Consider the following 25171-nt stretch of genomic DNA (forward strand, 5'->3'; position numbering starts at 1 on the left):
CTTTTTGAATTTGATGAAAAAGTCCTTGACTTTTCGTCTCTGGCAAAACAGCCAAGTCGATTCTGATTTCCTGCGGCGCACGGCTTGCTCCTTTTGACATCAAAGAGCTGCGCGACCTGATGGCGTATGACGAGATGGAGCTTGATACCATCGGAGATAAGAAAACGGCGCTGTTTCTCATTATGAGCGACACCGATTCGACCTTTAACTTTGTCATTGCCATTCTCCAATCCCAGCTTACCAATCTGTTATGCGACAAAGCCGATGATGTGTACGGCGGGCGGCTGCCCGTTCATGTGCGCTTTATTCTGGACGAGTTTGCCAACATCGGTCAAATCCCGCAATTCGATAAGTTGATTGCCACCATCCGAAGCCGTGAAATATCGGCTTCTATTATTTTGCAGTCGCAGAGCCAGCTAAAGGCGATTTACAAGGATAACGCCGATACCATAGTCGGCAACTGCGATACCATGTTGTTTTTAGGCGGTAAGGAGAAAACCACCCTGAAAGAAATCTCGGAGATATTGGGCAAGGAAACCATCGACAGCTTCAATACCTCAGAAAATCGGGGAAAGGAAATCTCCCACGGCTTAAATTATCAGAAATTAGGAAAGGAGCTGATGACGCAGGACGAAATTGCAACAATGGACGGCGGAATGTGTATCTTGCAGCTACGTGGTGTACGCCCGTTCTTCTCCAAGAAGTATGACATCACCAAGCACCCACGCTATAAGTACCTGTCCGACGCCGACAAGAAGAACACCTTTGATGTAGAACGCTACATTCGGGTGCAGCGAAAAAAGAAGAAACATCCCTCGGCGGTGATTGCACCGGAGGAACCGTTTGACCTCTATGAGATTGAGTTGTCCGACGAGGACGCTGATTTTACCGCCGCAGAATAACGCGGCAAAAGGAGCTGTTTATGGAACTCTCGAATTATCAGGCATTTATGGAATGTATGCGCAAATGGGAAAAGATTGGCTGCAACATTCTCTGCGGTCTTGCCCTTTGGGAGCAGATGCAGGATTGTGACAGGCGTGGTGTTCCCTATACGGACATCGACATTGAAGCGGTTTCGCAGGATGTAGCCTACCGCCTTATGATGTCGCATGACAGGCTGTATGCACTCGCCCTGTACGAATGGACAGAGCAGCACTTCGCCCAAAACAGCAACACTTCCGATGCCGCAGCCGGAGAAAACGGCTGCAATTTTCCTACACACAACAATTCAACATGATTTTATGGAGGTACGAATATGGCATTTTTCAATAGCGCAGTTGGTGTTTTGCAGACCCTCGTGATCGCACTCGGTGCAGGCCTTGGCATTTGGGGTGTGATTAACCTCTTGGAGGGCTATGGCTCGGACAACCCCGGCGCTAAAAGTCAGGGCATGAAACAGCTCATGGCGGGCGGCGGCGTTGCCTTGATCGGCGGCGTTCTTGTCCCGCTGCTCTCCGGCCTGTTCAGCTAACCGATTCTGAAATACACCGCCGCGCCGTCCCCTGACCGGGGGCGGCGCGGGAAAGGAGGTGCTGCCTTTTGATTATTGATTGGCTGGAGGAATGGTTTAAGGGCGTTCTGATCGACGGAATCATCGGCAACCTGTCGGGGCTGTTCGATACGGTGAATACAAAGGTGGGCGAAATCGCCGCTGATGTCGGAGCGACGCCGCAGGGCTGGAACTCCGGCATTTTCAATATGATCCACAACCTGTCCGAATCCGTCATCATCCCGATTGCGGGTGCAATTCTCGCATTTGTAATGACCTACGAGCTGATCCAGATGGTGACAGAGAAAAACAATCTGCACGACATTGACACCTTTATGTTCTTCAAATGGGTATTCAAAACCTACGCGGCTGTTCTGATTGTCACGAACACTTGGAATATCGTCATGGGCGTTTTTGACGCGGCGCAGCAGGTCGTCAATCAGAGCGCAGGCGTGATAATCGGCAATACCAGCATTGACATAGATTCCCTTGTGGGCGATCTGCAAACGTCGCTGGAAGCTATGAGCCTTGGCGGACTGATTGGACTGTGGTTTCAATCCCTGTTTGTCGGGCTGACGATGAACATTCTTTCCATCTGCATTATGCTGGTGGTCTACGGGAGAATGATTGAAATATATCTTGTGACCTCGCTGGGCCCCATCCCGCTTGCTACCATGACAAACGGAGAATGGCACAATGTCGGGCAAAATTACCTGAAATCTCTGCTGGCGCTGGGCTTTCAGGCGTTTTTGATTATGGTGGTCGTGGGCATCTACTCGGTCTTGATCCAGAGCATTTCCGCGACGGGCGACGTGTCCGGCGCAATCTGGCTGGCAATGGGCTATACGGTGCTGCTGTGCTTCTGCCTGTTCAAAACGAGCAGTATGGCAAAGGCCGTGTTCAGCGCCCATTGACGGAGGGCTTGCCTATCGGAACGTACAACATCATTTACGCAGACCCGCCGTGGCGCTATGAGCAGAGAAAGGTGCAGGGCGCGGCAGAAAATCACTATCCCACCATGAGCATTGACGAGCTTTGCGCCCTGCCCGTGCCGGAGCTGGCGGCGAAAGACTGCGCCCTGTTCCTCTGGGCGACTTTTCCGCAGCTTCCCGAAGCCCTGCGGTTGATCCACGCATGGGGCTTTCGCTATAAAACCGTGGCGTTTGTCTGGCTCAAACGCAACCGCAAAAGTCCGTCATGGTTTTACGGCATGGGCTACTGGACGCGCAGCAATGCGGAAATCTGCCTGCTGGCGACCAGGGGCAAACCCAAACGGCAGTCGGCAGGCGTACATCAGTTTATTATCAGCCCTATTGAGCAGCATAGTAAAAAGCCGGATGAAGCGCGGGACAAGATTCTTGCGCTCATGGGCGATCTGCCCCGCGTGGAGTTGTTCGCCCGGCAGAAAACGCCGGGCTGGGACGCATGGGGCAATGAAATTGCAAGCGATATTACGCTTGCGGAAAGGAGTTAGCACATGGCCTATGTAAACGTGCCAAAGGATTTGACGAAAATCAAATCCAAGGTGCTTTTCAATTTGACAAAGCGGCAGCTTATTTGTTTTGGGCTGGCGGCGCTCATGGGAGTGCCGCTTTTCTTTTTGCTCAAAGGCGGCATCGGGACGACGGCTGCGGCAATGGTGATGATCGTTGTCATGCTCCCCGGTTTTCTGTTTGGGGTGTATGAGAAGAACGGGCAGCCCCTTGAAGTGGTGGGGCGGCAAATCATAGAAAGCTGCTTTCTGCGCCCCAAGGAGCGCCCCTATCAGACCGTCAACGCATACGACGCCCTTGTGTGTCAATATCAAATGGAACAGGAGGTAAAGGCAATTGTCGAAAAGAGCAGACAGCGCGGAAGCAAAAAGCATGGCGGACAAGTCCAAGCTCACCCGCGCCGAAAGAAAACAGATTGAAGCCGTCATTCGTAAATATCGCGGTGACGGCAAGCCCCATACCGCGCAGGACACGATACCCTATCAGATCATGTACCCGGACGGTATCTGCTATCTCGGAAACAGGCGCTATTCGCAGAGCATTGAGTTTTTTGACATCAACTATTTGCTTGCGCAGCCTGACGATCAGACGGCTATTTTTGAATATCTCTGCGATCTGTATAACTATTTGGATTCTTCCATCCATGTGCAGTTCACCTATCCCAACCGTAAGTCCGATCGGGAGCAGCTTGCTCGGAGCTTTGAAATGCCGCCCTGCAATGACGGTTTAGATCCGATCCGGCAGGAGCAGACGGACATTCTCAAGCGGCAGCTTGCCCGCGGCAACAACGGCAGCGTGAAAACCAAATACATTACCTATACCATTGAAGCCGATAACCTCAAAGCGGCACGGGCAAGGCTGTCGCGTATCTCGCTGGATATTCAGGGCTACTTCAAAATCATGGGTGCGGTGTCCCGTGTGCTGGACGGCAAGGAGCGTTTAGAGGTGCTGCACGGCATCATGCACCCGGATGGAGAACGCTTCAACTTTGACTGGAAGTGGCTTGCCGCTGGCGGGCTTTCCACCAAGGACTTTATCGCGCCATCCTCCTTTGCGTTCAAGAATAGCCGTATGTTCCAGATGGGCGGCAAGCTCTGCGCTGCAAGTTTTTTGCAGATCATTACGCCGGAGCTGACCGACCGCATACTGACCGATTTTCTTGATACGGACAGTAGCCTTGTCGTCAATGTCCATATTCAGGCATTGGAGCAGACAGAAGCCGTAAAAATGGTGAAGCGGAAAATCACAGACCTTGACGCTATGAAAATTCAGGAGCAGAAAAAGGCTGTCCGGGACGGCTACGATATGGATATTCTGCCGTCCGACCTTGCTACCTACGGCGGTGCGGCGAAAAAGCTGCTGCAAGATCTCCAAAGCCGCAACGAGCGGTATTTTCTGCTGACGTTTCTTGTCCTGAATTACGGCGACACCAAGCGCAAGCTGGAAAACGAGGTATTCCGTACAGCAGGCGTAGCGCAAAAGCACAACTGCACCCTGACGCGGCTGGACTTCCAGCAGGAGCGCGGTCTTGTGTCCTCGCTGCCGCTGGGGGAAAATCAAATCCATATCACGCGGGGCATGACGACCTCGGCCGTGGCAATCATCGTTCCCTTTGTGACGCAGGAGCTATTTCAAGGCGGCGATTCCCTCTACTACGGGCTAAACGCTAAGTCCGGCAACATGATTATGCTTGACCGCAAAAATGCGCGTTCGCCCAACGGTCTTGTATTCGGCACACCGGGCGGCGGCAAATCATTCTCCTGCAAACGGGAAATGATCGGTGTGCTGCTGAAAACCCACGATCATGTGCTGGTATGTGACCCGGAGGGCGAGTATGCGCCGCTGGTAAAGCTGCTGCATGGGCAGATTATCAAGCTCTCTCCCACCAGCCGCGATTATCTGAATCCGCTGGACATCAACCTGAACTATTCCGAGGACGAAAACCCGCTGGCGCTCAAATCCGATTTTGTGCTGTCCCTCTGTGAGCTGATTATGGGCGGCAAGACCGGGCTGGAAGCCATCGAACGCACCGTAATTGACCGCGCTGTGCAGCGTATCTATCAGCCCTACTTTGCAGACCCGCGCCCAGAGAATATGCCGATCCTCTCCGACCTCCACGCCGCGCTGACGGCGCAGCATTTGCCGGAAGCCGACCGTGTGGCGCAGGCACTTGACCTGTATGTGTCGGGATCGCTCAATTTCTTCAACAACCAAACGACGGTTGACATTGACAACCGCTTTGTCTGTTTTGACATCAAGGAACTGCCGAAGAACCTGAAAAAGCCGGGGATGTTGGTGATTCAGGATCAGGTCTGGAATCGCGTCACCCGCAACCGCAACACAGGCGTATCGACGTGGTACTACGCCGACGAGTTCCATTTGCTGCTGAAAGAGCCGCAAACCGCAGCATACAGCGCGGAGATCTGGAAGCGATTCAGAAAATGGGGCGGTGTGCCAACAGGTGCGACGCAAAACGTCAAGGATCTGCTGTCCAGCCCTGAAATTGAAAACATTCTCGAAAACAGCGACTTTATCTGTATGCTCAACCAAGCGGCAGGCGACCGCAAAATTCTTGCTGAACGTCTGAATATCTCGCCGGAGCAGCTAAAGTTCGTTACCAACTCCCCACCCGGCGAAGGGCTGCTGTTCTTTGAAAATGTGATCCTGCCCTTTGCAGACAAGTTCCCACGGGACACCGAGCTTTACCGCATCATGTCCACCAAGCCAAGCGAGGTGAACGGCGTATGATGATGGAGCTTGATACCATTCTCTGCGGCGACAGTCTGAATGTGCTGAAAGCCCTGCCGGAGGGCAGTGTTCATTGCTGCGTGACCTCGCCGCCCTACTACGGGCTACGGGATTACGGCATGGACGCACAAATCGGACGGGAAGCCACGCCGGAGGAATACATTTCGCGGCTGACAGCGGTATTCCGCGAGGTGCGCCGGGTGCTGCGCCCGGATGGGACCTTGTGGGTAAATATCGCGGACAGCTATTGCGGCACAGGCAGCAAAGGTGATACCCGTGACCCCAAATATCCGCAGGGGCGCAACGGGCAGAACATTTCTCTCTGTCAAGCGGCGCGGGGCTACAAGCAAAAGGACATGATTGGGATCCCGTGGATGCTGGCCTTTGCGCTCCGCGCCGACGGCTGGTATCTGCGCAATGACGTGATCTGGGCAAAGGGAAACCCCATGCCGGAGAGTACCAAAGACCGCTGCACCCGCAGCCATGAGCATATTTTTATGCTCACCAAGAGCAGGCGTTATTTCTATGACTGGCTTGCCATTGCCGAACCCATTGCCCCCACGACCGCCCTGCGCAAAAAGGCTGGGCGCGGCGTGGGCAAGTATTCCGCTCCCGTTCCGGGACAACCGCAGACACAGAATATCAATAAGCCGAGGGAAAAAGGCAGCATCACCGACGACATGATCTCACCCGTCCGGGCAAAGCGCGATGTGTGGTTTATCAACACCGTGCCTTACAAGGGCGGGCATTTTGCCGCCTATCCGCCCCTGCTGGCGGAAACCTGTATTCTGGCGGGCTGTCCCAAGGGCGGCATTGTCCTTGATCCATTCATGGGCAGCGGCACAACGGGGCTTGCGGCGAAGCGGCACGGCAGGCATTACATCGGCATTGAACTGAACACGGAGTTTTGTTCCCTTGCACGGGAACGGATCGGAGGTGATACCCATTGAAAGAATTTAAGCCCCGCGATAAGCTCACCCAGCGTATGACCCGCGATGGCGCGGTGCTGGACAATCAGACCACGGGTGCAGAAATCCATATTTCCGAGCGCGACGCGGAAAAGCAGCTTTCCCCGGATAGGCAGCCTGTCCAGATGGGAAAACGCGACGCACCTATGAATCCGGCAGAGGATGCCCCCAAGCACGGGCGGCAGCTTCGCCCGCAGGAGCAAAAAGAGCCGGAAAAGGAGCAGCCCAAACCGCAGCAGCCAAGCGCCGAGCCATTTCAGCCGCAGGGCGGCAGCCCCGTTTCCAATATCCCGCAGGACATTCCGACTTCCGCTGCGCCGGGCGGTACAGCGGAAAAGTTCTTTGACCGTGCGGCCGCAGAGCATGACGCACACAAGGCACGGCAGACGGCGCGGATGTCCCGCGATGCGGCGCAGCAGCGGTATTCTGCATCCCGTTTGCAATTTTCCGAGGAAGAACGCGCTGCGCCGGAGCTGCACAAGCATATCCACCGTGCGGAAAAGGCCGCCGACAAGCTGGATGCGGCACAGGCAGCGATCCCCAAGAAACGGGTGCTGCGCAAGGAGCGTGTCTTTGATGAAGCCAGCGGCACAGCCAAGGCCAAGCTGCGCTTTGATACCGTGGATAAGTCCCCGCCCAAGCTGAAACCGAATCCGTTAGGTCGTCCGCTGCGGGAGGTCGCAGTACAGGCGCACGGAAAAATCCATGAGGTCGAGCATGAAAACGTCGGCGTGGAAAGCGGGCATAAAGCCGAAGAACTTGCCGAGCATGGCGCAGGCGGTGCAATTCGCTGGGAGCGCCGTCACCGCAAGCTGAAACCCTACCGCGCTGCGGAAAAGGCCGAGCACAAAGCGGTAAATGCCAATGCAGAATACCACTATCAAAAGGTGCTGCATGATAACCCTGAAATGCTCTCCGGCAATCCGCTCAACCGCTTTTTCCAGAAGCAGCGTCTAAAGCGTGAATATGCCAAGGCTGCGCGAACGGCAAAGGCTGCGGGCAGCACCGCGCAGGCAACCGCCAAAGGTGCCGAAAAAACCGCAGAAGCCACCGCGACGGCAGCGAAAAAAGCGGCAGAAAAGGCAAAGGAAGCAGCGGAGTTCGTTGCCCGCCATTGGAAAGGTGTGCTGGTCGTTCTGGCTGGTTTCCTGCTGATTGTCATGCTGATCGGCGGGCTGCAATCCTGCTCTGCGCTGGTGGGCGCGGCTGGCGGAGGTGTGGCTGCATCCAGCTATCAGTCGGAGGACGCGGACATTCTCGCCGCCGAAGCCGCCTACTGTGCGCTGGAAGCCGAGCTGCAAGAATATCTCGACACCTATGAACGCACCCATGATTACGACGAATACCACTATGACCTTGACGAGATCAAGCACGATCCCTATGTTCTGGCATCGATCCTCTCCGCGCTGCATGACGGCGCATGGACGGCAAGCGAGGTGCACGGGACGCTGCAAATGCTCTTTGAAAAGCAATATATTCTCACGGAAACCGTCGTGACCGAGGTGCGCTACCGCACCGTTACCCGAACAGACAGCGAGGGCAATGAGTATGAGGTAGAAGTTCCGTATAACTACTACATCTGCACCGTCGAGCTGGAAAACTTCGATCTCTCGCATCTCCCCGTCTATATCATGGACGAAGAAACGCTGTCCAAATATGCGCTGTATATGTCGGTGCTGGGCAACAAGCCGGAGCTGTTCGGGGATAGCGAGTACATCCCGAAGTACATCACAAACCGCCCGGAGGGATATGAGATCCCGCCCTCTGCAATGGAGGACGAAACCTTTGCCGCCGTTATCACAGAAGCCGAAAAATATTTGGGGTACCCCTATGTGTGGGGCGGCAGCAGCCCGTCCACCTCCTTTGACTGCTCCGGCTTTGTGAGCTGGGTGCTGACAAACAGCGGCGTGTGCAATACGGGCAGGCTGGGCGCACAGGGGCTTTACAACATTTCCACCCCTGTTTCCAACCCGCAGCCGGGCGACCTCGTGTTTTTCGTCGGGACATACGATACTCCGGGCGTTAGCCATGTGGGAATCTACGTCGGCAATTCCATGATGATCCATTGCGGAGATCCGATCTCCTATTCCAACCTGAACAGCAGCTATTGGCAGGCACATTTCTACGCCTATGCCAGACCGCCGTACAACTAAGGAGGGCGGCTATGCTGACGCTGATCCCTGTTTCTCTTGCGCAGGCGAACGAGTTTGTGCGGCAGCATCACCGCCACCACAAGCCCGTTGCCGGACACAAGTTTTCCATTGGCTGTGCTGAAAATGGGCGGCTTTGTGCCGTTGCCATTGTGGGACGGCCTGTGAGCCGCTATTTGGACGACGGCTTTACGTTGGAAGTTAACCGCTTGTGCAGCGATGGCACAAAGAACGCTTGCAGCATCCTCTATGCGGCAGCGGCACGGGCTGCGCGGGCGATGGGCTACCACAAAATTGTCACCTATACCTTAGACACCGAAAACGGCGCGAGCCTACGCGCCGCAGGCTGGACGAACGCCGGACTTGCGGGCGGCAAGGCGTGGACAGGCAGCCGCCGTCCCACCCAGCCGCTCTATCCGGCACAAATGAAATACCGCTATGAAAAGCGGCTGAATGGAGGTTGAGCTTATCAATATTGTTTCCTTTGGGGGCGGTACGAACAGCGCGGCAATGCTGGTCGGGCTGCATCAACATGGCATCCCCGTCGATTTGATTTTGTTTGCCGATACAGGCGCAGAGCAGCCGCACACCTATTGCTTCATTGAAACGATGAACGAATGGCTTGCAGCACACAATATGCCCTCTATCATCACCGTAGAGAATGTAGACCGCTTTGGAAATCGGCTGTCCCTTGAAACGGAGTGCTTGCGCTCTCAAACGCTGCCCTCGATTGCCTACGGGTATAAGAGATGTTCACAAAAGCACAAGATCGCACCGCAGGGAAAATTCTGCAATAACTATCCTCCGTGCCGTGCGGTGTGGGCATCCGGCGAGCGCGTGACCCGCTTCCTCGGCTACGATGCAGGCGAGATCAGACGGTACAATCATTCCAAGACATACGACGCGAAAGACAAAAAGTATCATAATCGTTATCCTCTGATTGAATGGGGATGGAGCAGGACGGATTGTGTCCGGGTATTGGAAGCGGCAGACTTGCCGCAGCCCGGAAAATCCTCCTGCTTTTTTTGCCCCAGCATGAAGCGAGAGGAAATTATGCTTCTGAAAGAACAGCATCCTGATTTATATGCCCGTGCGATTGCCATTGAGGACAATGCCCGTCCTCGGCTGGAAAAAGTGAAAGGTTTGGGGCGCAATTACGCATGGAAAGACCGATTCGGAAAGGAGTAATCACCTATGGCTATGAGCAAAATTGACCGCATTGACCGTGAGATTGAAAAGACCCGCGGCAAAATCACCGAGTACCAAAACAGGCTGAAAGAGCTGGAAGCCCAGCGCACCGAGCAGGAGAACTTTGAAATCGTCAATCTTGTCCGCTCTATGTGCATGAGCCGTGACGAGCTGATGAACTTCCTGCGCGGCGGCGGCAACGACGCGCCGCCCGTGGAAACCGCCTATCACGAACAGGAGGACATGACCGATGACGAAGAATAAGCATTTTCGCTCTGTATTTGCCGCGCTGCTCTGTGCGGTGCTGTGCATGACGGCCTTTGCCACTGTTGCGTATGCGGACGGCGGTGACTACTACGATGATGAGCTGCCGCCCGAAACGTGGCAGGAGGAAACGCAGCCGGAGGACAACACGATTGTCCCCGGCACTCCGTTCACCGAGGACGGCATCGCCGCGACCCGCGATCTTCTCTACGATAAACACACCAATAAGCAATTTATCACCGTGGAAACCCGAAATGGGCATACGCTGTATATCGTCATTGACTACGACAAGCTGCTCGACGAGGAAGAAGAACGCTATCAGACATATTTCTTAAATCCCGTGGACGAAGCCGACCTGATGGCGCTGCTGGAGGACGACAGCCAGAATACGCCCGTTGTCTGCTCCTGCACCGAAAAATGCACCGCTGGCAAGGTCAATACGAACTGCGCCCTCTGCAAAACGGATATGACAAATTGTGCCGGAAAGGAAGCGACGCCGGATGAAACAGAACAGCCCGACGAGCCGACGCCGGAGAAGAAAAACAATGTGGGTGGCATCCTGATCCTTGTACTGATCCTTGCTGCGGGTGGCGGCGGTGCGCTGTGGTACTTCAAGCTGCGCAAGCCGAAATCCAGCGTCAAGGGCGGCGACGAGCTGGACGAGTTCGATTTTGACGAGGATGACGAAGCCGAAGAATACGGGGATTATGAGGACGCAGACAGCGCCAGCGATCCCGATGAACAGGAGAATGAAGAATGAGCGTTTTGATTATTTGTGAAAAGCCCTCCGTGGCAAAGACCGTTGCCCTTGCGCTGGGCGCTGCGGAGCAAAAGGATGGGTATCTTTCCGGCGACGGGCTGCTGGTGTCATGGTGCATCGGACATCTTATCAGCATGGCAGACGCGGGCAGCTATGACGAGCGATACAAAAAGTGGCGCTATGAGGATCTTCCCATTCTGCCGCAGGCATGGAAATATGCCCCTACTCCCGGCAAGGAAAAGCAGCTTGCCGTTCTGAAAGAGCTGCTGCACCGCAGCGACGTTTCCGAGGTGGTGAACGGCTGCGACGCCGGGCGTGAGGGTGAGCTGATTTTCCGCTTTGTCTATGAACAGGCCGGATGCACGAAGCCATTTTCCCGCCTTTGGATTTCCTCTATGGAGGACAGCGCCATCCGCGAGGGCTTTGCCGGGCGCCGAGCCGGAACGGAATACGACGCGCTGTATCAATCGGCGCTGTGCCGTGCGCGGGCAGACTGGCTTGTGGGCATCAATGCGACGCGGCTTTTCTCCGTACTGTATCACAAGACGCTGAATGTGGGACGGGTGCTGTCGCCTACGCTGAATCTGCTGGTGGAGCGCGACGGAAAAATTACGATGTTCCACAAGGAAAAATACCACATCGTACATATCGGCTACTGCGGCGTGGACGCGGAAAGTGAACGCATTTCCGACGCTGCCGCTGCGGAAACGCTGAGAACGGCTTGCGAAGCGTCGCAGGCCGTTTGTGTTTCTCTCAAAAAAGAGAAGAAAACCGCGCTGCCGCCGAAGCTCTTTGACCTTACCTTGTTGCAGCGGGAAGCCAACCGCGTTTATGGCTTTACCGCCAAGCAGACCCTTGACTACGCGCAAAGCCTGTATGAAAAGCGCTTCCTGACCTATCCCCGCACCGACAGCAATTATCTCACCGAGGATATGGCGCAGACGGCAACTGACCTTGTTGCGGCGCTGCTGCCTGTGCTTCCCTTTATGCAGGGCGCAGAGCTTACGCCGGAGATCGGGCGCGTCATCAACAGCGCCAAGGTTTCCGACCACCACGCGATTATCCCCACGGCGGCCTTTGCAGGCAACGGCTTTAACGGACTGCCGGAGAGCGAAAAGAAGCTGATGTCCCTTGTCTGCTGCAAGCTGCTGTGTGCCGTTGCCGCGCCGCAGGAGTATGAAACCGTTACGGCGGTTTTTGATTGCGGCGGCAAGCAATTCACCGCCAAGGGCAAAACGATCCTGATGGCAGGCTGGAAAGACATTGACGCCCGTTTCCGCGCCGCGCTCAAGGCAAAGCCGGACGAGGACGGCGCAGAGGATGCGGCGCTGCCGGAGCTTTCCGAGGGGCAGATTTTTGAAACGGTCACGGCTTCTGTCTCCGAGCATTACACCACGCCGCCCAAGCCCTACACCGAGGATTCGCTTCTGTCCGCAATGGAGAACGCGGGCAAGGAGGATATGCCGGAGGATGCAGAGCGGCAAGGGCTGGGAACTCCGGCAACGCGGGCAGCGATGATTGAAAAGCTGCTCTCTGCCGGATTTGTCGAGCGCAAGGGCAAAAGTCTTGTGCCGACCAAGGACGGCATCAATCTCGCTGTCATCCTGCCGGATATGCTGAAATCGCCGCTGCTCACCGCTGAATGGGAAACCCGCCTGACGGAGATCGCCAAGGGCAGCGACGACCCACAGAGCTTCATGCAGGGAATCGAGGATATGACGCGGGAGCTGGTGAAGCAGTATTCCCACATCACCGAGGACGGTAAAAAGCTGTTCGCACCGGAAAAGGAAGCAGTCGGCATCTGCCCACGCTGCAAAAGCCCTGTCTATGAGGGCAAGAAGAATTTCTACTGCTCTGACCGCTCCTGCCGCTTTGTCATGTGGAAGAATGACAAGTTCTTTGAAAGCCGGAGAACCGTCTTTTCCAAGAAAATCGCCGCCGCACTCCTAAAGGACGGCAAGGCGAAAGTCAAGGGGCTGTACTCTGAGCGCACGGGCAAGACCTATGACGGGACGGTGCTGCTGTGTGATACGGGAGAGAAGTATGTGAATTACCGTATCGAGCAGAGAAAATGATCCGGCTGAATGACGCGCAGCATCGCAGAGTGAAAAAGCTGATTCGCTGCCATTGCGCCAACAATATGCGCGGATGCTGTCTGCTGTTGGACGACGGCGAGCCGTGCGTCTGTGTGCAGGCCATCAGCTATTCGCTGCTCTGCCGATACTTCCGGGAAGCGGTGCTGCCCGCAGACCGGGAGTTGTGCGCGGATCTTGCAGCCACGGCGGACACCCGCAAGAAATGTGAGCTATGCGGCAAGCCTTTTCCCGCCCGCAGCAACCGTGCAAAATACTGTGACCGCTGTGCGCCCTATGCTGCCCGACGCAATGCAGCCGAGCGCAAGCGCCGCCAGCGGGCAAAGGCGCGGTGCGTCACGGTTTAGGGGCTTCAAAAGCCTTGCGGCAAGCGGTTTTCCAGACGCGCTTTTGGAGTATGCGGGGGATTCCTATGGAAACTGCGAAAAACGGCTTTGAAAGCGTGACCGAACGCATTTTGAGGAGATAAAAGAACGATTCAGTAACGCAGCAAGCATAGGGAGTGTGGCTACAACTCCCGAAAATCGCCGTCCGGTGCAGACCGGGCGGCGATTGCTTGTTGGGATAGTCCCAAACCCTTATGTCAGAAAGGAGCGCAGACGTGGACGAACACCTTTTGGAAGTATATCTTATCAACACCGCACGGCACACCGAGGAAACGCCTGTTGCGGAATGGGTATCGCTGCCTACCGACGCCGAAACGATGAAAGCTGTTTTTGAACGGCTGGGCGTAGACGGGAGCGACACGGAACAGTATCAGGTATCTGCCTATCAATCCTCTTTGGACGGGTGGAGCGAAGCCTTGCAGCCCGGCGAAAGTCTGGACGACTTGAACTATCTTGCCGCGCTGCTCACCCAGCGCAGCGACGAGGAACGCGACAAGTTTGCCGCTGCTGTGCTGTGCGGCGACCATGCGGCAAGCGCGGCGGACTTAATCAACCTGACGCACAATCTGGACTGCTACTGGCTTTATCCAACCGTACACAATTCCGACGATTACGGGCATTACCTCATTGACGATCTGGACGAGCTGGAATTGCCGGACGCTGCCAAGAGGTTCTTTGATTACAAGAGCTATGGGCGCGAAGCGGTCAAAGAGGATCGCGGCATTTTTACCGATTATGGCTATGTCTACAATAACGGCAACGATTATGCGGAGTGGTACAAAGCCAACCAAGTGCCGCAGGAATATCGTCTGACTGCGCAGCCCAGCCCCCAACGGGATATGGACGAGCTGCCGCAGGGCGCGGCGCTGCCTGTCGAGCCAATCCCCGTGCGTCCGCTGGTGCTGAACGCCACCGACACACAGGGCAGAATCAAGGAGATCACCGAGCATTTGGAACAGGGCGTACAGGAGGTTTTTGAAAGTGAACGGTATCGGGATTACCTGAAAGCCATGTCCCGCTTCCACAATTACAGCCTGAACAATACGCTGCTGATCGTCATGCAGAAGCCGGACGCATCCCTTGTTGCAGGCTATGGAAAGTGGCGCGACGAATTTGAACGCCATGTCAAATCCGGCGAAAAGGGCATCAAGATTCTTGCGCCCGCGCCCTATAAAATCAAAAAGGACGTGGCGAAAACTGACCCGGACACCGGGCAGCCCGTGATCGGCGCAGACGGTAAGCCCGTCACGGAGCAGCAGGAGGTGACGATTCCGGCGTTCAAGGTGGTGTCGGTATTTGATGTGAGCCAGACCGAGGGCAAGGAGCTTCCCGACATTGCCGTGGACGCACTCACTGGCAATGTGGAACAGTATGAGGATTTTTGGCGAGCCTTGAAGCTGACCTCTCCCGTTCCCGTGACGCTTGAAAAAATCGACGGCAGCGCACACGGCTATTATGACCTTGCAGAAAAGCGCATTGCCATTGACGACGGCATGAGCGAGCTGCAAACCATCAAGACGGCAATCCATGAGATTGCCCATGCCAAGCTGCACGATATTGACCTGAACGCGCCGGAGCAGGCGGAGCGCCCTGACCGCAGCACCCGCGAGGTGCAGGCGGAAAGCGTCGCCTATACGGTGTGCCAGCATTTCGGACTGGACACGTCGGACTACTCCTTTGGCTACGTCGCCGGGTGGAGCAGCGGCCGCGATATTAAGGAGCTGAAAGCATCCCTTGAAACCATTCGCACCGCCGCCAGCGAGCTTATTTCTGAAATCGAGGGGCATTTTGCAGAGCTTCAGGCGCAGCACACCGCAGAGCAGGAACAGACTGCTGCGCAGGATGTGCCGGAGAACACTTTTTCTATCTATCAGCTTAAAGACGGCGACGCAACGCGGGATCTCCGATTTGAGCCGCTGGAACAGGTAAAGGCCGCCGGGCTGCGGGTTGACCGTGACAATTATGAGCTGGTCTATACCGCACCGCTGTCCGACACGGACACGCTGGAGGACATTTTCGTTCGCTTCAATATGGACAGGCCTCCGGATTTTACCGGGCATAGCCTTTCCATGTCCGATGTCATTGTGCTGCATCGCGGAGAACAGGAAACGGCGCACTATCTGGATCGCGGCGGTTATACCGAAGTGCCGGAGTTTTTACAGCCGGAGCAGACCGCAGAGCAGGAAGCACAGGCTGACACCCCGCCAGCGGAACGACCGCTGACAGAGTTACAGAAACAGGCTGTTGAAATTGCCAAGCGGTATGAAACGCTTTCCATGCAGGAAAAAATCGGCATAATTGCGCAGGCGTTCGGCTGCACGTCCGGCACGATTGAAACCTCGCCCTGCACGGGAAAATGGCGCGGCACAAGTGATATTTCCATTCGCTTTGATAACGGCGGCTCTCTGTTTTTGGGCAACCATATAACGCGGCAAGCCAGAACAAAAAAGGTACAGCAGGAGCTTGTCGATAGCGCGTTGGTACGGTATAACCCTGAAATCATCCGAATTGCAAAGGAAACTGCTTATACCGCCCTCAAAGAACGTGAGCTTCAGGACAATACCATTGCCGCAGAAAAGGGCTTAAAGCCCTACACGCTGCTGAATGTGGAGTTCAACGACGGCGCAGATCAGCAAAGCAGCGGTTACATAGGCTGGTACTATGCGACGCTGGCGGTGGACGGAAAAATCTGCACGCATTTGGAAACGGGCTTGAATCACGACATTGCATCCGGAAGCGTAAGCCCGACACCGACGCGGGAGAATTACTACGCGGCCGGGGCGCTGAAAGAAAGCGATGTGGACTATGTTTTCAATAACGTCGGCTTTTCCTCTGCTTCCGACCTTTACTCCCTGCATCTCAGCGACGCCGCACGGGGACGTGCTGAATTGGAGCTTGCGAAAAAGCTGATTGACGATTACTGCCGCGAAGAATTTCATTCCGGCGCAGATTTCAGCGACCTGTCCGCCGTCGGCATTGGACACACAACCGTTACGGATGATGAAATCCCCATTCAGGCATACGCAAACCTGACGGACTTCCGCATTGAAAAATATTTGGGTGATGTGCTGATTGAAAGCCGACAGTATGAATCGCTGGCTGCGCTGATCCAAGGCGAGCTGAACGATTTGGAGTTTGACGACCTGACCTATGCCAGCGACGAACAGCTTGCCATGTTCCATGCCCAAGAGGAAGTGTCCGGCAAGGAAGCACCCTCCCTTGATCCTGCGGTACAGCCTGTCGTGACGATTGTTTGGAGCGAGAGCGATAAGCTGCAAGAGGGTGAACAGCTCCCGCTTGCCCGTGCCGACGCGCTCTTTAAGGCGCTGGACGATGAAAAGCGTTCCGAGCGTGAGAAGCCCGGTTACACAGGCGGCTGGTACGATAAAACCAAATTCCGCATTGACTGCACATTCCACGGGGAACGCGACAGCTACGAGGGACGGCAGGACTTTGGCGACGGGGACGGCGCTCTGATCGACCATATCCAAGCCTATCACGAATACTACGCCAAGGACGAAAGCTGGAAAAACTTTGTGCTGCACAACGAGGGTACGGAAGCGTGGGAAAAGGACAAGGCCGAGCGTGAAACGCTTCTCACCGAGTTTGTACCGTATATGCGGCTGCATTGCAATCTCTCCGAGCAGGAGCGCACCGCTGCGGAGATGCTGGAAAATGGAGAAGCCCTGACGCCGGAGCAGACAGCATATTTTCATGCGGTTCTTGCCCATGTGGACGCTTGCCGGGAAAAGCTGAACGCGGGCGATTATCACTTGCCCGATCCACCGCAGCTTTCCGATTTTGATAAAGAGCTTCAGGACTACAAAGCCCATGTAGAAAGTGAGATCGCACAGGAAGCCGAAGCCGCAGGCATGACCGTGGAGGAATATGCCGCCAATGGCTACGAGCAGCAGGAGCAGCCTGCCGACGTACAGGAGCAGCCAGAGGAAGCGCCGCCCGCAGATACCGCGCCGGAGCAAGCCTCCGTCAGGTATTATACCATCAATGAGGGCGCTGCCCGCCGTGCCAACGATGCAAACAGCTACCGCGACTACGCCGCAGGCAGCGCCACCGCCGAATATCGGCAGATGGTAGATCAGGCAGCGGCGATTGCACAGCGGCAGAAAGAGCGCGTCGATCCCATGTACCACGAGAAAATTGACGCGCTGCTGGACACCTACGCCCGTAAGCTGGCGGAAAACCTGAACGACCACTATGCCATTGAAGCCCGCGTTCCCTCTATCCTCGTTGCAGGCGGCAGCAATTTCCCTGTTCGCAAGAAAGAGAAGCAAAACGCCGCCCGTGACCGCAATATGCAGGAATGGCAGGATGTTCAGGGGATTTTGGACAAGATCCGCAGCACAGGCATGGGCGGTATCAGCATGGACGATCCGCAGGCGGCGGCAAAGCTGGAAGCCAAGCTCGTCAAGCTGGAATCGGCGCAGGAAACCATGAAAGCTGTCAACGCCTATTTCCGTAAGAATAAGACTTTGGAGGGTTGCCCCAGTCTGACGCCGGAGCAAATCACCAAATTGCAGCAGGAAATGTCGCAGTCCTGGCATCTGGATAAGAGCCGGCCGTATCCCGCCTATATGCTCTCCAACAACAATGCTGAGATCCGCCGCATCCGTGGGCGCATTGAACAGGTGCGGCAGCATGAGGACACCAATTTTGCCGGATGGGAATTTGACGGCGGGCGCGTGGAAGCGAACAAAGCAGATAACCGTCTGCAAGTGTTCTTTGACGGCAAGCCGGATGAAGCAGCACGGGACGAGCTGAAAGCAAACGGCTTCCGCTGGGCACCCAGCGTCGGCGCATGGCAGCGCCAGCTTAACAAAAACGCATACTACGCCGCAGGGTACATTTCCTGTATTCAGCCTATCTCCGGGGAAAAGCCCATTGACGTACAGCGCAGCGCCCAGCAGCAGGAATCCGCTGCCCCCGACGCCCACCTGACCGGGGAGCGCGTTTCAACACCGCGCGGCAGCTTTCATGTTGCCAATATGACCCGTGAGCAGATGGAAGCCGCAGGCTATGGGTATCACCACAGCACCGATGACGGTAAGTACCTTATCATGGGCAACGGCACACATGCTTTTGCCATTGCCGCCGAGCAGCGGGAGCAGGAAAACTATATGCGCACGGCGGAGCTGTCCACCGAACAGAACTACAATATGATTGACGGGCAGATCAACAACACCCCGTCCGTGGACGAGCTGGAAGAAAAGGCAAAGCGCGGCGAGGTGATTTCGCTCTCTGCACTTGCCGCAGCGGTCAAGGCTGAGGACGGCAGAACGCCGCAGCGCGACCCGGACGGCAAAAAGCCGTCTATCCGCGCACAGCTCAAAGCAGATCGTGTGCAGTCCGGCAAGCCGCAGCAGCGGGAAAAGGAACAGGAAGCCAAGCGGAGCATCCGGCAGGCTTTGGAAATGGAGTGACCTATGAATAAATTTGAAAATGTGGATGTGCTGGCATCCCTGCAACAGATTATGCAGCAGAACACAGCCGCCTTTCAGAATGATTTTGACATTGACAAGAAGATTCTGACACGGGCGGCAAAGAGCAAAAATGCCGAGGATAAGGTCTATCTATGGTTTTCCCGCCCCAACGGAACGCATTGTCTGCGGGAACGGGACGTGTTTCTGCGCGGAACGCGGGAGCATAATACGTTCCGTTTCTACCATGAGCAGACCAAGGAGCGTGTGCTTGCCTATGCCGTGGTGCTGTCCGGCATGGAAAGCGGCAAGGTAAAAGGCAGCATTTATGAGCTGGACTATGCAGTGAAAGCCGAGCTTGCAATCCAGACCGCCTTGCGGACAGACAATAACCGTCTGATCTATGAAAATGGTTCACGGGAGCTGCCCAAGGAATACCGCTTTGAAGCAACGCCGGATCGGGAGTATGGGAAATTCGTGCGCTATGAAGCCGTTCCGCATGACCCGGATGCGCTGCGGGATCTGCTGCGCGACGAAAGCCAGAAGCGTGAGCGGCTGAAACCCGGCAATTTCAAAGAGCATGTCGGGCGGCTTTCCGACGAAAAGGTGCTTGCCGAAGCACAGCGCCTTTCGGCGGCGTTCCAATCCCTGCAAGCGCCCAACAGCCCCAACGGAACGCATTTTACAGTAGAAGTATCACCTTGGTTTGAGCGTATCGCATCCAGCAAGGAGCATGAGCGGCTATTTGCGCTGCTTCCGTATAAGACGCTGTATCTTTCCTCGGTCAAGGACAGACACGGCGTTTTCGCTTTTATCAGCAAGGACGAGCGGCGTGATCTTCCGCTGCGCAAGCAGCGTCCCTCTGTCCGGGCGCAGCTTAAAGAGGGGCAGTCAAAAAAGGTCGCTGCACCCAAAAAGGCAGCGGCAAAGGCGAAAGATAATGATTTGGAGGTATGAGCATGAACAATGTTCCGTTCACCATTGAGGAAGAAAATCTGATTTGCATTTACCACAAGCACGGCCGCCGCAGAACGATTGCGGCGATTTCCGACGTGCTGCCGGATATGGACGCAGATATGCGCCCGCTGGCGGAGCAGACGATCCATAAGCTGCACAATATGACCGACGCAGCATTTGAGGAAGCGCAGTTCACAATGACGCTTTCCGACGCAGAGTAAAAGACAACGCGGGGCGCGGCAGCCGATGATGGCTACTGCGTCCCGCGTTTTTTATGTTTTGGCGAATAAATCTATTTTCCCACGTTTTCCGTCCCCGAAGCCCGTGGTTTGGTTTCTACAATTTTGCATTGCAAATTTCATCCCAAGTCTATATACGGAAAACAGATGCCCATGAAGATTGATATAAAATGTAAAGGCGGCCTGCTGCTCCTCAGTCCAATGCTCCCAAAGCCTTGGGCTTATGATGATATTTTCGCTATATAGCGGGAGCATTAAATCAAAATAGTATTTCACTTTATCAACATTGGCCGCTTGAAGCTGTTGGAAGAAGCCCTTGTAAACTTTACTGTCTGTATGCAGGCAGCTTAAAAGAATAAATGAACGGCGTTCTTCAGGAAAGACCGTGATATATAGTCTGTGCATAATGCCATTTTTAGTATTTTTTATCTTTCGACCATATAAATCATAGTCCGGCGCAATGCAAGCATAATTGGCAAAGCCTATGCTTCCGGGGATCTCAATTACACAAGTTTGTAAAATGCCATAGTTATTTGCTAAGATAGCTTTGTCAAAGGTATCTTTAACTGTATCCATTTCACGCATCGTCAGAGAAATATCACGGTAATACGCTACCATCATCCGGCTCTTTAATGCGGACGGTTTTGCTTTTATCATTTGTTGGAAAGTTTTTTGCTCTACCAATTTCTTGTAATATTCAAAAATAAAAGCCTTATACGCATACAAAAACTTATGCTCATCATTGCCTTTATCAAAGGCTGGCGCACCTTTTTCTATGGCTGCAAAGACTTCATCATCGTGTATATCGCAAAAACAGGTTGCCGTGGTTGCACGATTAACGCCGACTTTATCTAATAAGGTCAAAGTTTCTATTTCACCTTTTTCAGTAGGGATAATTAACGGCGGCTTTTTATCGTTCAGCATATATACATGACCGTTCTCTGAAAGCAGCGAAATGATTTTGTTGTTTTGAAGCGCGTGAGCCTCTTTTATGTGTTTTACGCACCGAGATTTATCTGGATGCAAGCAACATTTATACTGAGATTTTTTCAATGTTTCCGCAGCTTGAACTTCGACAGGTCGCTTATTATCTCGTTGAAAGGAGTCCTCCCGTTTTTTACAGCAAAGTGAGTACTTCATTCCACTTCCGCAGGGACAAGGTTCTTCGTCAAATATTCTGTAATGTTTAAGGGGATTCATTGTGTATACCTCCTGTGTCACGCTTTCAAACTCGTTTTTCATAACTGGCAGGGAAACATACGACCTTTATGTTTCCCGCACTGTAAAGCCGCTCCCAGCAAGGCATACAGGCACTCTAAGCCGTGACTATGCACTTGCTTTCAGTTATCCCGTGCGCGTAGGTGCAGCGCACCGACCACGAGGAATACCAGCCCGAAAATCACACAGCCCCAAATGGGATCATGCTCCGAAATGAAGTAGGCCAGCAGCCCGAACACCGCCGCATAGATCAGCGTGAGCAGCCCGCCGACGAGCCAGAAGCCGATGCTGGTATTTTGCAGCCACAACAGCAGCAGAAATGTTGCAATGCCGATTACAAGGCACAGCGCCGGATGAATTGCGGTGAACTGGTTACAGCACACTCCAGCGGCAATGCCGAGAGCAATGCTGTCAAAGAGAATGATATGCCCGAAGAATAGTCCGATCACCGAGCAGACAAGCCCAATAAAAAGCCCAATCGCCATAATCGCGCCCTGCGCTGCCAGCCAACCCATAAAGAATCCTCCTTTCGTTTACACCATGATTGCGTCCATAATCGTCTGAATGGTATTACAGGTATCATCAAAGGAAATGTCCTTTGCGTACTCATACTCGCGGCTGTATTTCTCCCACAGTCTACGGAGCGTATCGCTTTCGCGGATCTCTTTCATAATCTCCGGGTAGTCTGTCAGGATCATGCCGCTGCCGCGTTTCTGCGCCGTCCGTTCCAGCGCCCGGCGCAGCGTCGCTTTGTCGCAATCCGCGCCGCGCAGCGCGTACAGGATATGTACGTCGTAATAATCTCTTGGACGGGTATTCGCAATGTTGCGGGATAGCACAGTTTCCAGCTTTTCCGCCAGCACCGTTTCAAGGTTGTAGGCAAGAATACTGATCGTGCGGTCATCGAACAGCAGGGAGAATGTGTATTCCACCTCGCGGGGAGTTATCATGTCGCCCGTGGTGACATCCACCGTCAGCGGTACGCTGATCGGCGGATAGTTCGCTTTCAGCGCGACCCGGATGCCGGGGTAATCGTCGGTTTCCCGAATGTCAGAGATACCGACGACCTCAAACTGCACGTCATCGGCAATCTGGACAGCGCAAATCTCCGTAAAGATTTTGCGGATTGCTTCATGCGTCAGGGTGAAGCCTTTGATTGTTGTGTCCAGATCCATTGTTGCCCGCGTGTCCAGTCCCACAACGGCGGAAATCAGGAATCCACCTTTGAGAATGAAATTGTTCTTATAGGGCGAGAGCGAAATTCGTTCCAGCAGCCGTTCGAGCATATAGTTCTGCATGACAAGCTGTGCCGAAATATGCTTCTCTGCCGCTTTGTTCTTGATAAAGGCTTTCAGTTGCATCGGATTTTTTGTAATCATAGCAAAACCTCCATGTATCGCAGCACCTTGGGCTTCACACGAAGCTGGTCTGCGTACTGCATCAGTTTGTGAATGTTCTTGTCCTTGGATGCTGCATAGCGTTTCATAGCTTCTCCGACGATCTGAACATCGCTGCCGCTGCCGCGCAGGATGTCGCACAGCGTCCGTTCCAAATCGTAAACACGAATCGGATTGCCGGAGGGGGATTCAATTTCAATTCTGCCGAACTCGTAGTTCTCCGGCACAACGCGCTTGATGATTAAGTTCTCCTGCTTCAAGGACGGGGCATTGTAGCCCTTGGGAAAGGTCATCGTATATTTCGCCGGGGTACGGTCTGAATAGCCCAACAGATACAGGGCGGTATCGTGCGAGTAAATCCCGCGCCCATACTTGCGCTGCAAGAGGTAGAAATCGTCCTCCCATGCGCTGCTCCGCACATACAGACCGCGCCCGAAACGGTACATTTCACCGCTCTTAACAAACTCCTGTAAAATGCTGCGGTGCAGTCCGGCTTCCGTCACCTGCGCAGCGGTAATTGTGCCGTCCTCCGACGCTTCCAGCAGTTCTTCGATTTTCTCCTTGGCGTTCATGCTTCTCACCTCACTTTGACAATCACACATTATATTATAGAGAAATAATGTGCGGTTGTCAACCGCGAAACGACGAACACACATTAAATTGTTTGAAAATAATGTGTGATTGTCAGAAAAGCTACAAGGCCTTGTCCTGTTCCTGCCCACGATTGGGGGACAAGATGCTGTCGATGTTCTGCTTGACGGCATCGTATTCCCGCATACGTTTTTTCAGGCTTTCGTACTCAGCGTACAGCCGATCCTTTTCTTCGGACAGTCTGGAATATTCCTCGCGCAGCTTGGCAAGGTCGGGGAGTTTGTCACCGACGCCCGCCGCTTTCAGCGCCCGCGCCGACGCTTCAAAGAGAATGATTTCGCGCTCACGTCCTCGCAGATACTTTTCCTTGTCACGGGATTTTTTGTATTCGCTATACAGCGGCTTTAGCTCTTTGCAGGTGGCGGTATGCTTTATCAGCAGTGCCAGATCAGACAGGCGGCGTTCCGCCGTTTTCAGAGCAGCGGCAGTTTGCTCGTTGCTGTCCTGAAGCTCCGTGATCTTCTGCTCCAAATCGGTATAGCGGGAAATGCCGTGCTGGTCGAGAAATACCATTGTGCGGGCAGCGCGTTTCAGGTTTTCAATTTTCGCCCAGCGTTCATAGCCTGCGGATTGCTGCGCCTTGATGCAGTTTTCAATGTCAATCAGCAGCGATACACCGCTGCGCTCCGGCTTTGGCGTTTTCAGAATGACTTTGCCCTTGATGCGTTCGGCTATGGCTTCCTCGGTGTAGGCTTCACCCAACGTCTTTGCACGGGTGAATCGCTCCTGACCGGGAGCGCGGAATGAGATATACTTTCCACGCTTGATTTCATACCCCTCGGCTTCCAGCCGACGCAGGAGGTCGTCAAGGTCTTTGGAAATGGAAATGAGCCTGTCAATGGCGATTTTCAGCTTTTGCTTATAGCTTGTCCCTTTCCGCTGCGCGTCCCATTCGGCGTACTGCTTGCCGCGCTCCGCGCCGGGCGCGACAACGGACAGCCCGTTTTCCCGGCACAGCCTGTCGCTGACACGGCGGATCTGCGCATAGCTTTTGCGGTTGGAAATGTACTTCTTATGCTCCGCAAAATCCACGGCGCAGAAAATAATATGGTTATGGCAATGCTCCTTGTTGATGTGGGTAGCAATGACATACTCATACTTGCCGCCGAGAATTTCATCGGCAAGCTGCCGCCCGATTTCGTGGGCTTGCGCATAGCTGACCTCACCCGGCTCAAAGGCCTGTATCAGATGGTGAGCGAGATTATTGCCTTTCTGCATAGCAAGCAGCCGTGTTTTTTCAAACTCAAGGTCTGCGGTTTCTACGGCGCAGCCGAACGAGGACACCAGCAGCTTATCGTCGGTCTTTGTAGGATCAACGATATAGTCAATGGCTTTTTTCAAGGTGCTTTTGATAGGATGGATCTTTGTAATTGCCATATCTCCGCCATCGCCCCCTTGATGTCCTCAATGTCCTGCGCATAGAGTGTTCCCGTAGCGTTCACGCGCTTTGCAATCTGATTGATGTTTGTGCCGATTTTTTGCAGCTCGGCGGTCATTGCTTTCACGTCGCTGTAATCCAGCCGGATCACATAGCCGTCTATGAGCATTTTCCGCGCATAAACGGAAAAACAGCCCGTACCCATCTGCTGCATTTTATGCTCAATCATTGCGCGTTCCTCGGCAGTCACAGGAACGCGCAGCACGATATTCCGCGTTCGGTTTGCCATTTGTTCACCGTCCTTTCCGCTCCGAATAAGGGTTTGGGATTATCCCAACAAGCAAAGTACAGTCAGGT

The 25171-nt window shown here is 54.3% G+C and carries 22 protein-coding genes and 2 pseudogenes; 18 read left to right on the plus strand and 6 right to left on the minus strand.

The annotated features are described in order from the left end of the window. Nucleotides 1-38: 38 nt before the first annotated feature. From AB5627_RS03810 to AB5627_RS03895, 18 genes and pseudogenes are all read left to right on the plus strand, one after another. A pseudogene (locus AB5627_RS03810) lies at nucleotides 39-902 on the plus strand (VirD4-like conjugal transfer protein, CD1115 family); the annotation flags it as partial. Between the two features lie 20 nt (nucleotides 903-922). Further along, nucleotides 923-1237: a hypothetical protein gene (locus AB5627_RS03815; protein ID WP_147561411.1), complete on the plus strand. Its 315-nt coding sequence runs from the start codon at nucleotides 923-925 to the stop codon at nucleotides 1235-1237. Between the two features lie 18 nt (nucleotides 1238-1255). After that, the gene (locus tag AB5627_RS03820) at nucleotides 1256-1471 is read left to right on the plus strand and encodes a Maff2 family mobile element protein (RefSeq protein ID WP_173849741.1); all 216 of its coding nucleotides are present in this window, start codon (nucleotides 1256-1258) and stop codon (nucleotides 1469-1471) included. 68 nt (nucleotides 1472-1539) lie between these two features. Beyond that, nucleotides 1540-2403, plus strand: coding sequence for a VirB6/TrbL-like conjugal transfer protein, CD1112 family (locus tag AB5627_RS03825; protein ID WP_265290400.1), 864 nt, complete (start codon nucleotides 1540-1542; stop codon nucleotides 2401-2403). An 8-nt stretch (nucleotides 2404-2411) separates the two neighbouring features. Further along, nucleotides 2412-2963 carry an MT-A70 family methyltransferase gene (locus AB5627_RS03830; protein ID WP_147563629.1) on the plus strand — a complete coding sequence of 184 codons (552 nt, stop codon included), beginning with the start codon at nucleotides 2412-2414 and terminating at the stop codon, nucleotides 2961-2963. 3 nt (nucleotides 2964-2966) lie between these two features. Continuing rightward, entirely contained in the window at nucleotides 2967-3401 is a 435-nt protein-coding gene (locus AB5627_RS03835) for a PrgI family protein (protein WP_265290399.1), read from the plus strand. Beyond that, on the plus strand, nucleotides 3355-5730 hold the full coding sequence (locus AB5627_RS03840) for a VirB4-like conjugal transfer ATPase, CD1110 family (RefSeq protein WP_265290431.1): 2376 nt from the start codon (nucleotides 3355-3357) through the stop codon (nucleotides 5728-5730). The genes AB5627_RS03835 and AB5627_RS03840 overlap by 47 nt, the downstream gene beginning before the upstream one ends. Continuing rightward, entirely contained in the window at nucleotides 5727-6680 is a 954-nt protein-coding gene (locus tag AB5627_RS03845; RefSeq protein ID WP_265290398.1) for a site-specific DNA-methyltransferase, read from the plus strand. Before AB5627_RS03840 ends, AB5627_RS03845 begins: the two co-directional genes overlap by 4 nt. A gap of 35 nt (nucleotides 6681-6715) precedes the next feature. Further along, the gene (locus tag AB5627_RS03850; RefSeq protein WP_265290430.1) at nucleotides 6716-8851 is read left to right on the plus strand and encodes a CD1108 family mobile element protein; all 2136 of its coding nucleotides are present in this window, start codon (nucleotides 6716-6718) and stop codon (nucleotides 8849-8851) included. A gap of 11 nt (nucleotides 8852-8862) precedes the next feature. Continuing rightward, on the plus strand, nucleotides 8863-9312 hold the full coding sequence (locus AB5627_RS03855; RefSeq protein WP_265290397.1) for an XF1762 family protein: 450 nt from the start codon (nucleotides 8863-8865) through the stop codon (nucleotides 9310-9312). A gap of 4 nt (nucleotides 9313-9316) precedes the next feature. Beyond that, nucleotides 9317-10036 (plus strand): phosphoadenosine phosphosulfate reductase family protein, encoded by a 720-nt coding sequence (locus AB5627_RS03860; protein WP_173849612.1) that lies wholly within the window; start codon nucleotides 9317-9319, stop codon nucleotides 10034-10036. Between the two features lie 6 nt (nucleotides 10037-10042). Beyond that, entirely contained in the window at nucleotides 10043-10300 is a 258-nt protein-coding gene (locus AB5627_RS03865; RefSeq protein WP_173849605.1) for a DUF4315 family protein, read from the plus strand. Continuing rightward, nucleotides 10287-11060, plus strand: a complete 774-nt coding sequence (locus AB5627_RS03870) for a DUF4366 domain-containing protein (protein ID WP_265290396.1) — start codon at nucleotides 10287-10289, stop codon at nucleotides 11058-11060. The genes AB5627_RS03865 and AB5627_RS03870 overlap by 14 nt, the downstream gene beginning before the upstream one ends. Further along, on the plus strand, nucleotides 11057-13135 hold the full coding sequence (locus AB5627_RS03875; protein ID WP_265290395.1) for a DNA topoisomerase 3: 2079 nt from the start codon (nucleotides 11057-11059) through the stop codon (nucleotides 13133-13135). The genes AB5627_RS03870 and AB5627_RS03875 overlap by 4 nt, the downstream gene beginning before the upstream one ends. Next, complete coding sequence (locus AB5627_RS03880; RefSeq protein ID WP_265290394.1) at nucleotides 13132-13500, plus strand: cysteine-rich VLP domain-containing protein; 369 nt, start codon at nucleotides 13132-13134, stop codon at nucleotides 13498-13500. Before AB5627_RS03875 ends, AB5627_RS03880 begins: the two co-directional genes overlap by 4 nt. A gap of 239 nt (nucleotides 13501-13739) precedes the next feature. Then, nucleotides 13740-18977 (plus strand): annotated as a pseudogene (locus tag AB5627_RS03885) (YodL domain-containing protein); the annotation flags it as partial. A 3-nt stretch (nucleotides 18978-18980) separates the two neighbouring features. Then, nucleotides 18981-19931: a hypothetical protein gene (locus AB5627_RS03890; RefSeq protein WP_265290392.1), complete on the plus strand. Its 951-nt coding sequence runs from the start codon at nucleotides 18981-18983 to the stop codon at nucleotides 19929-19931. A gap of 2 nt (nucleotides 19932-19933) precedes the next feature. After that, nucleotides 19934-20152, plus strand: a complete 219-nt coding sequence (locus tag AB5627_RS03895) for a transposon-transfer assisting family protein (protein ID WP_265290391.1) — start codon at nucleotides 19934-19936, stop codon at nucleotides 20150-20152. A 51-nt stretch (nucleotides 20153-20203) separates the two neighbouring features. Here the strand turns inward: AB5627_RS03895 and AB5627_RS03900 are convergent, their stop codons facing one another. The 6 genes from AB5627_RS03900 to AB5627_RS03925 form a co-directional block, all read right to left on the minus strand. Further along, nucleotides 20204-21370 carry an SEC-C domain-containing protein gene (locus AB5627_RS03900; RefSeq protein ID WP_265290390.1) on the minus strand — a complete coding sequence of 389 codons (1167 nt, stop codon included), beginning with the start codon at nucleotides 21368-21370 and terminating at the stop codon, nucleotides 20204-20206. A gap of 140 nt (nucleotides 21371-21510) precedes the next feature. Continuing rightward, nucleotides 21511-21903, minus strand: coding sequence for a hypothetical protein (locus tag AB5627_RS03905; RefSeq protein ID WP_265290389.1), 393 nt, complete (start codon nucleotides 21901-21903; stop codon nucleotides 21511-21513). Between the two features lie 18 nt (nucleotides 21904-21921). Beyond that, nucleotides 21922-22767: a nucleotidyl transferase AbiEii/AbiGii toxin family protein gene (locus tag AB5627_RS03910; RefSeq protein WP_265290388.1), complete on the minus strand. Its 846-nt coding sequence runs from the start codon at nucleotides 22765-22767 to the stop codon at nucleotides 21922-21924. Next, the gene (locus tag AB5627_RS03915; RefSeq protein ID WP_265290387.1) at nucleotides 22764-23357 is read right to left on the minus strand and encodes a type IV toxin-antitoxin system AbiEi family antitoxin domain-containing protein; all 594 of its coding nucleotides are present in this window, start codon (nucleotides 23355-23357) and stop codon (nucleotides 22764-22766) included. Before AB5627_RS03915 ends, AB5627_RS03910 begins: the two co-directional genes overlap by 4 nt. A 121-nt stretch (nucleotides 23358-23478) precedes the next feature. Then, nucleotides 23479-24813: a relaxase/mobilization nuclease domain-containing protein gene (locus tag AB5627_RS03920; RefSeq protein WP_265290386.1), complete on the minus strand. Its 1335-nt coding sequence runs from the start codon at nucleotides 24811-24813 to the stop codon at nucleotides 23479-23481. Continuing rightward, a complete protein-coding gene (locus AB5627_RS03925) occupies nucleotides 24774-25103 on the minus strand; it encodes a MobC family plasmid mobilization relaxosome protein (protein WP_265290385.1) in 330 nt (109 codons plus the stop codon). The genes AB5627_RS03920 and AB5627_RS03925 overlap by 40 nt, the downstream gene beginning before the upstream one ends. Between the last annotated feature and the right edge of the window lie 68 nt (nucleotides 25104-25171).

It is taken from the genome of Ruminococcus sp. RTP21198st1_G1_RTP21198_201120, assembly GCF_040924265.1.
Classification (GTDB): domain Bacteria; phylum Bacillota; class Clostridia; order Oscillospirales; family Ruminococcaceae; genus Hominimerdicola; species Hominimerdicola aceti.

Coding starts and splice junctions, on each gene's coding strand:
- AB5627_RS03925 (WP_265290385.1), bottom strand. CDS start 25,103: ATGGCAAACCGAACGCGGAATATCGTGCTGCGCGTTCCTGTGACTGCC.
- AB5627_RS03865 (WP_173849605.1), top strand. CDS start 10,043: ATGGCTATGAGCAAAATTGACCGCATTGACCGTGAGATTGAAAAGACC.
- AB5627_RS03835 (WP_265290399.1), top strand. CDS start 2,967: ATGGCCTATGTAAACGTGCCAAAGGATTTGACGAAAATCAAATCCAAG.
- AB5627_RS03920 (WP_265290386.1), bottom strand. CDS start 24,813: ATGGCAATTACAAAGATCCATCCTATCAAAAGCACCTTGAAAAAAGCC.
- AB5627_RS03845 (WP_265290398.1), top strand. CDS start 5,727: ATGATGATGGAGCTTGATACCATTCTCTGCGGCGACAGTCTGAATGTG.
- AB5627_RS03875 (WP_265290395.1), top strand. CDS start 11,057: ATGAGCGTTTTGATTATTTGTGAAAAGCCCTCCGTGGCAAAGACCGTT.
- AB5627_RS03880 (WP_265290394.1), top strand. CDS start 13,132: ATGATCCGGCTGAATGACGCGCAGCATCGCAGAGTGAAAAAGCTGATT.
- AB5627_RS03850 (WP_265290430.1), top strand. CDS start 6,716: ATGACCCGCGATGGCGCGGTGCTGGACAATCAGACCACGGGTGCAGAA.
- AB5627_RS03855 (WP_265290397.1), top strand. CDS start 8,863: ATGCTGACGCTGATCCCTGTTTCTCTTGCGCAGGCGAACGAGTTTGTG.
- AB5627_RS03910 (WP_265290388.1), bottom strand. CDS start 22,767: ATGATTACAAAAAATCCGATGCAACTGAAAGCCTTTATCAAGAACAAA.
- AB5627_RS03905 (WP_265290389.1), bottom strand. CDS start 21,903: ATGGGTTGGCTGGCAGCGCAGGGCGCGATTATGGCGATTGGGCTTTTT.
- AB5627_RS03895 (WP_265290391.1), top strand. CDS start 19,934: ATGAACAATGTTCCGTTCACCATTGAGGAAGAAAATCTGATTTGCATT.
- AB5627_RS03840 (WP_265290431.1), top strand. CDS start 3,355: ATGGCGGACAAGTCCAAGCTCACCCGCGCCGAAAGAAAACAGATTGAA.
- AB5627_RS03890 (WP_265290392.1), top strand. CDS start 18,981: ATGAATAAATTTGAAAATGTGGATGTGCTGGCATCCCTGCAACAGATT.
- AB5627_RS03820 (WP_173849741.1), top strand. CDS start 1,256: ATGGCATTTTTCAATAGCGCAGTTGGTGTTTTGCAGACCCTCGTGATC.
- AB5627_RS03900 (WP_265290390.1), bottom strand. CDS start 21,370: ATGAATCCCCTTAAACATTACAGAATATTTGACGAAGAACCTTGTCCC.
- AB5627_RS03870 (WP_265290396.1), top strand. CDS start 10,287: ATGACGAAGAATAAGCATTTTCGCTCTGTATTTGCCGCGCTGCTCTGT.
- AB5627_RS03815 (WP_147561411.1), top strand. CDS start 923: ATGGAACTCTCGAATTATCAGGCATTTATGGAATGTATGCGCAAATGG.
- AB5627_RS03915 (WP_265290387.1), bottom strand. CDS start 23,357: ATGAACGCCAAGGAGAAAATCGAAGAACTGCTGGAAGCGTCGGAGGAC.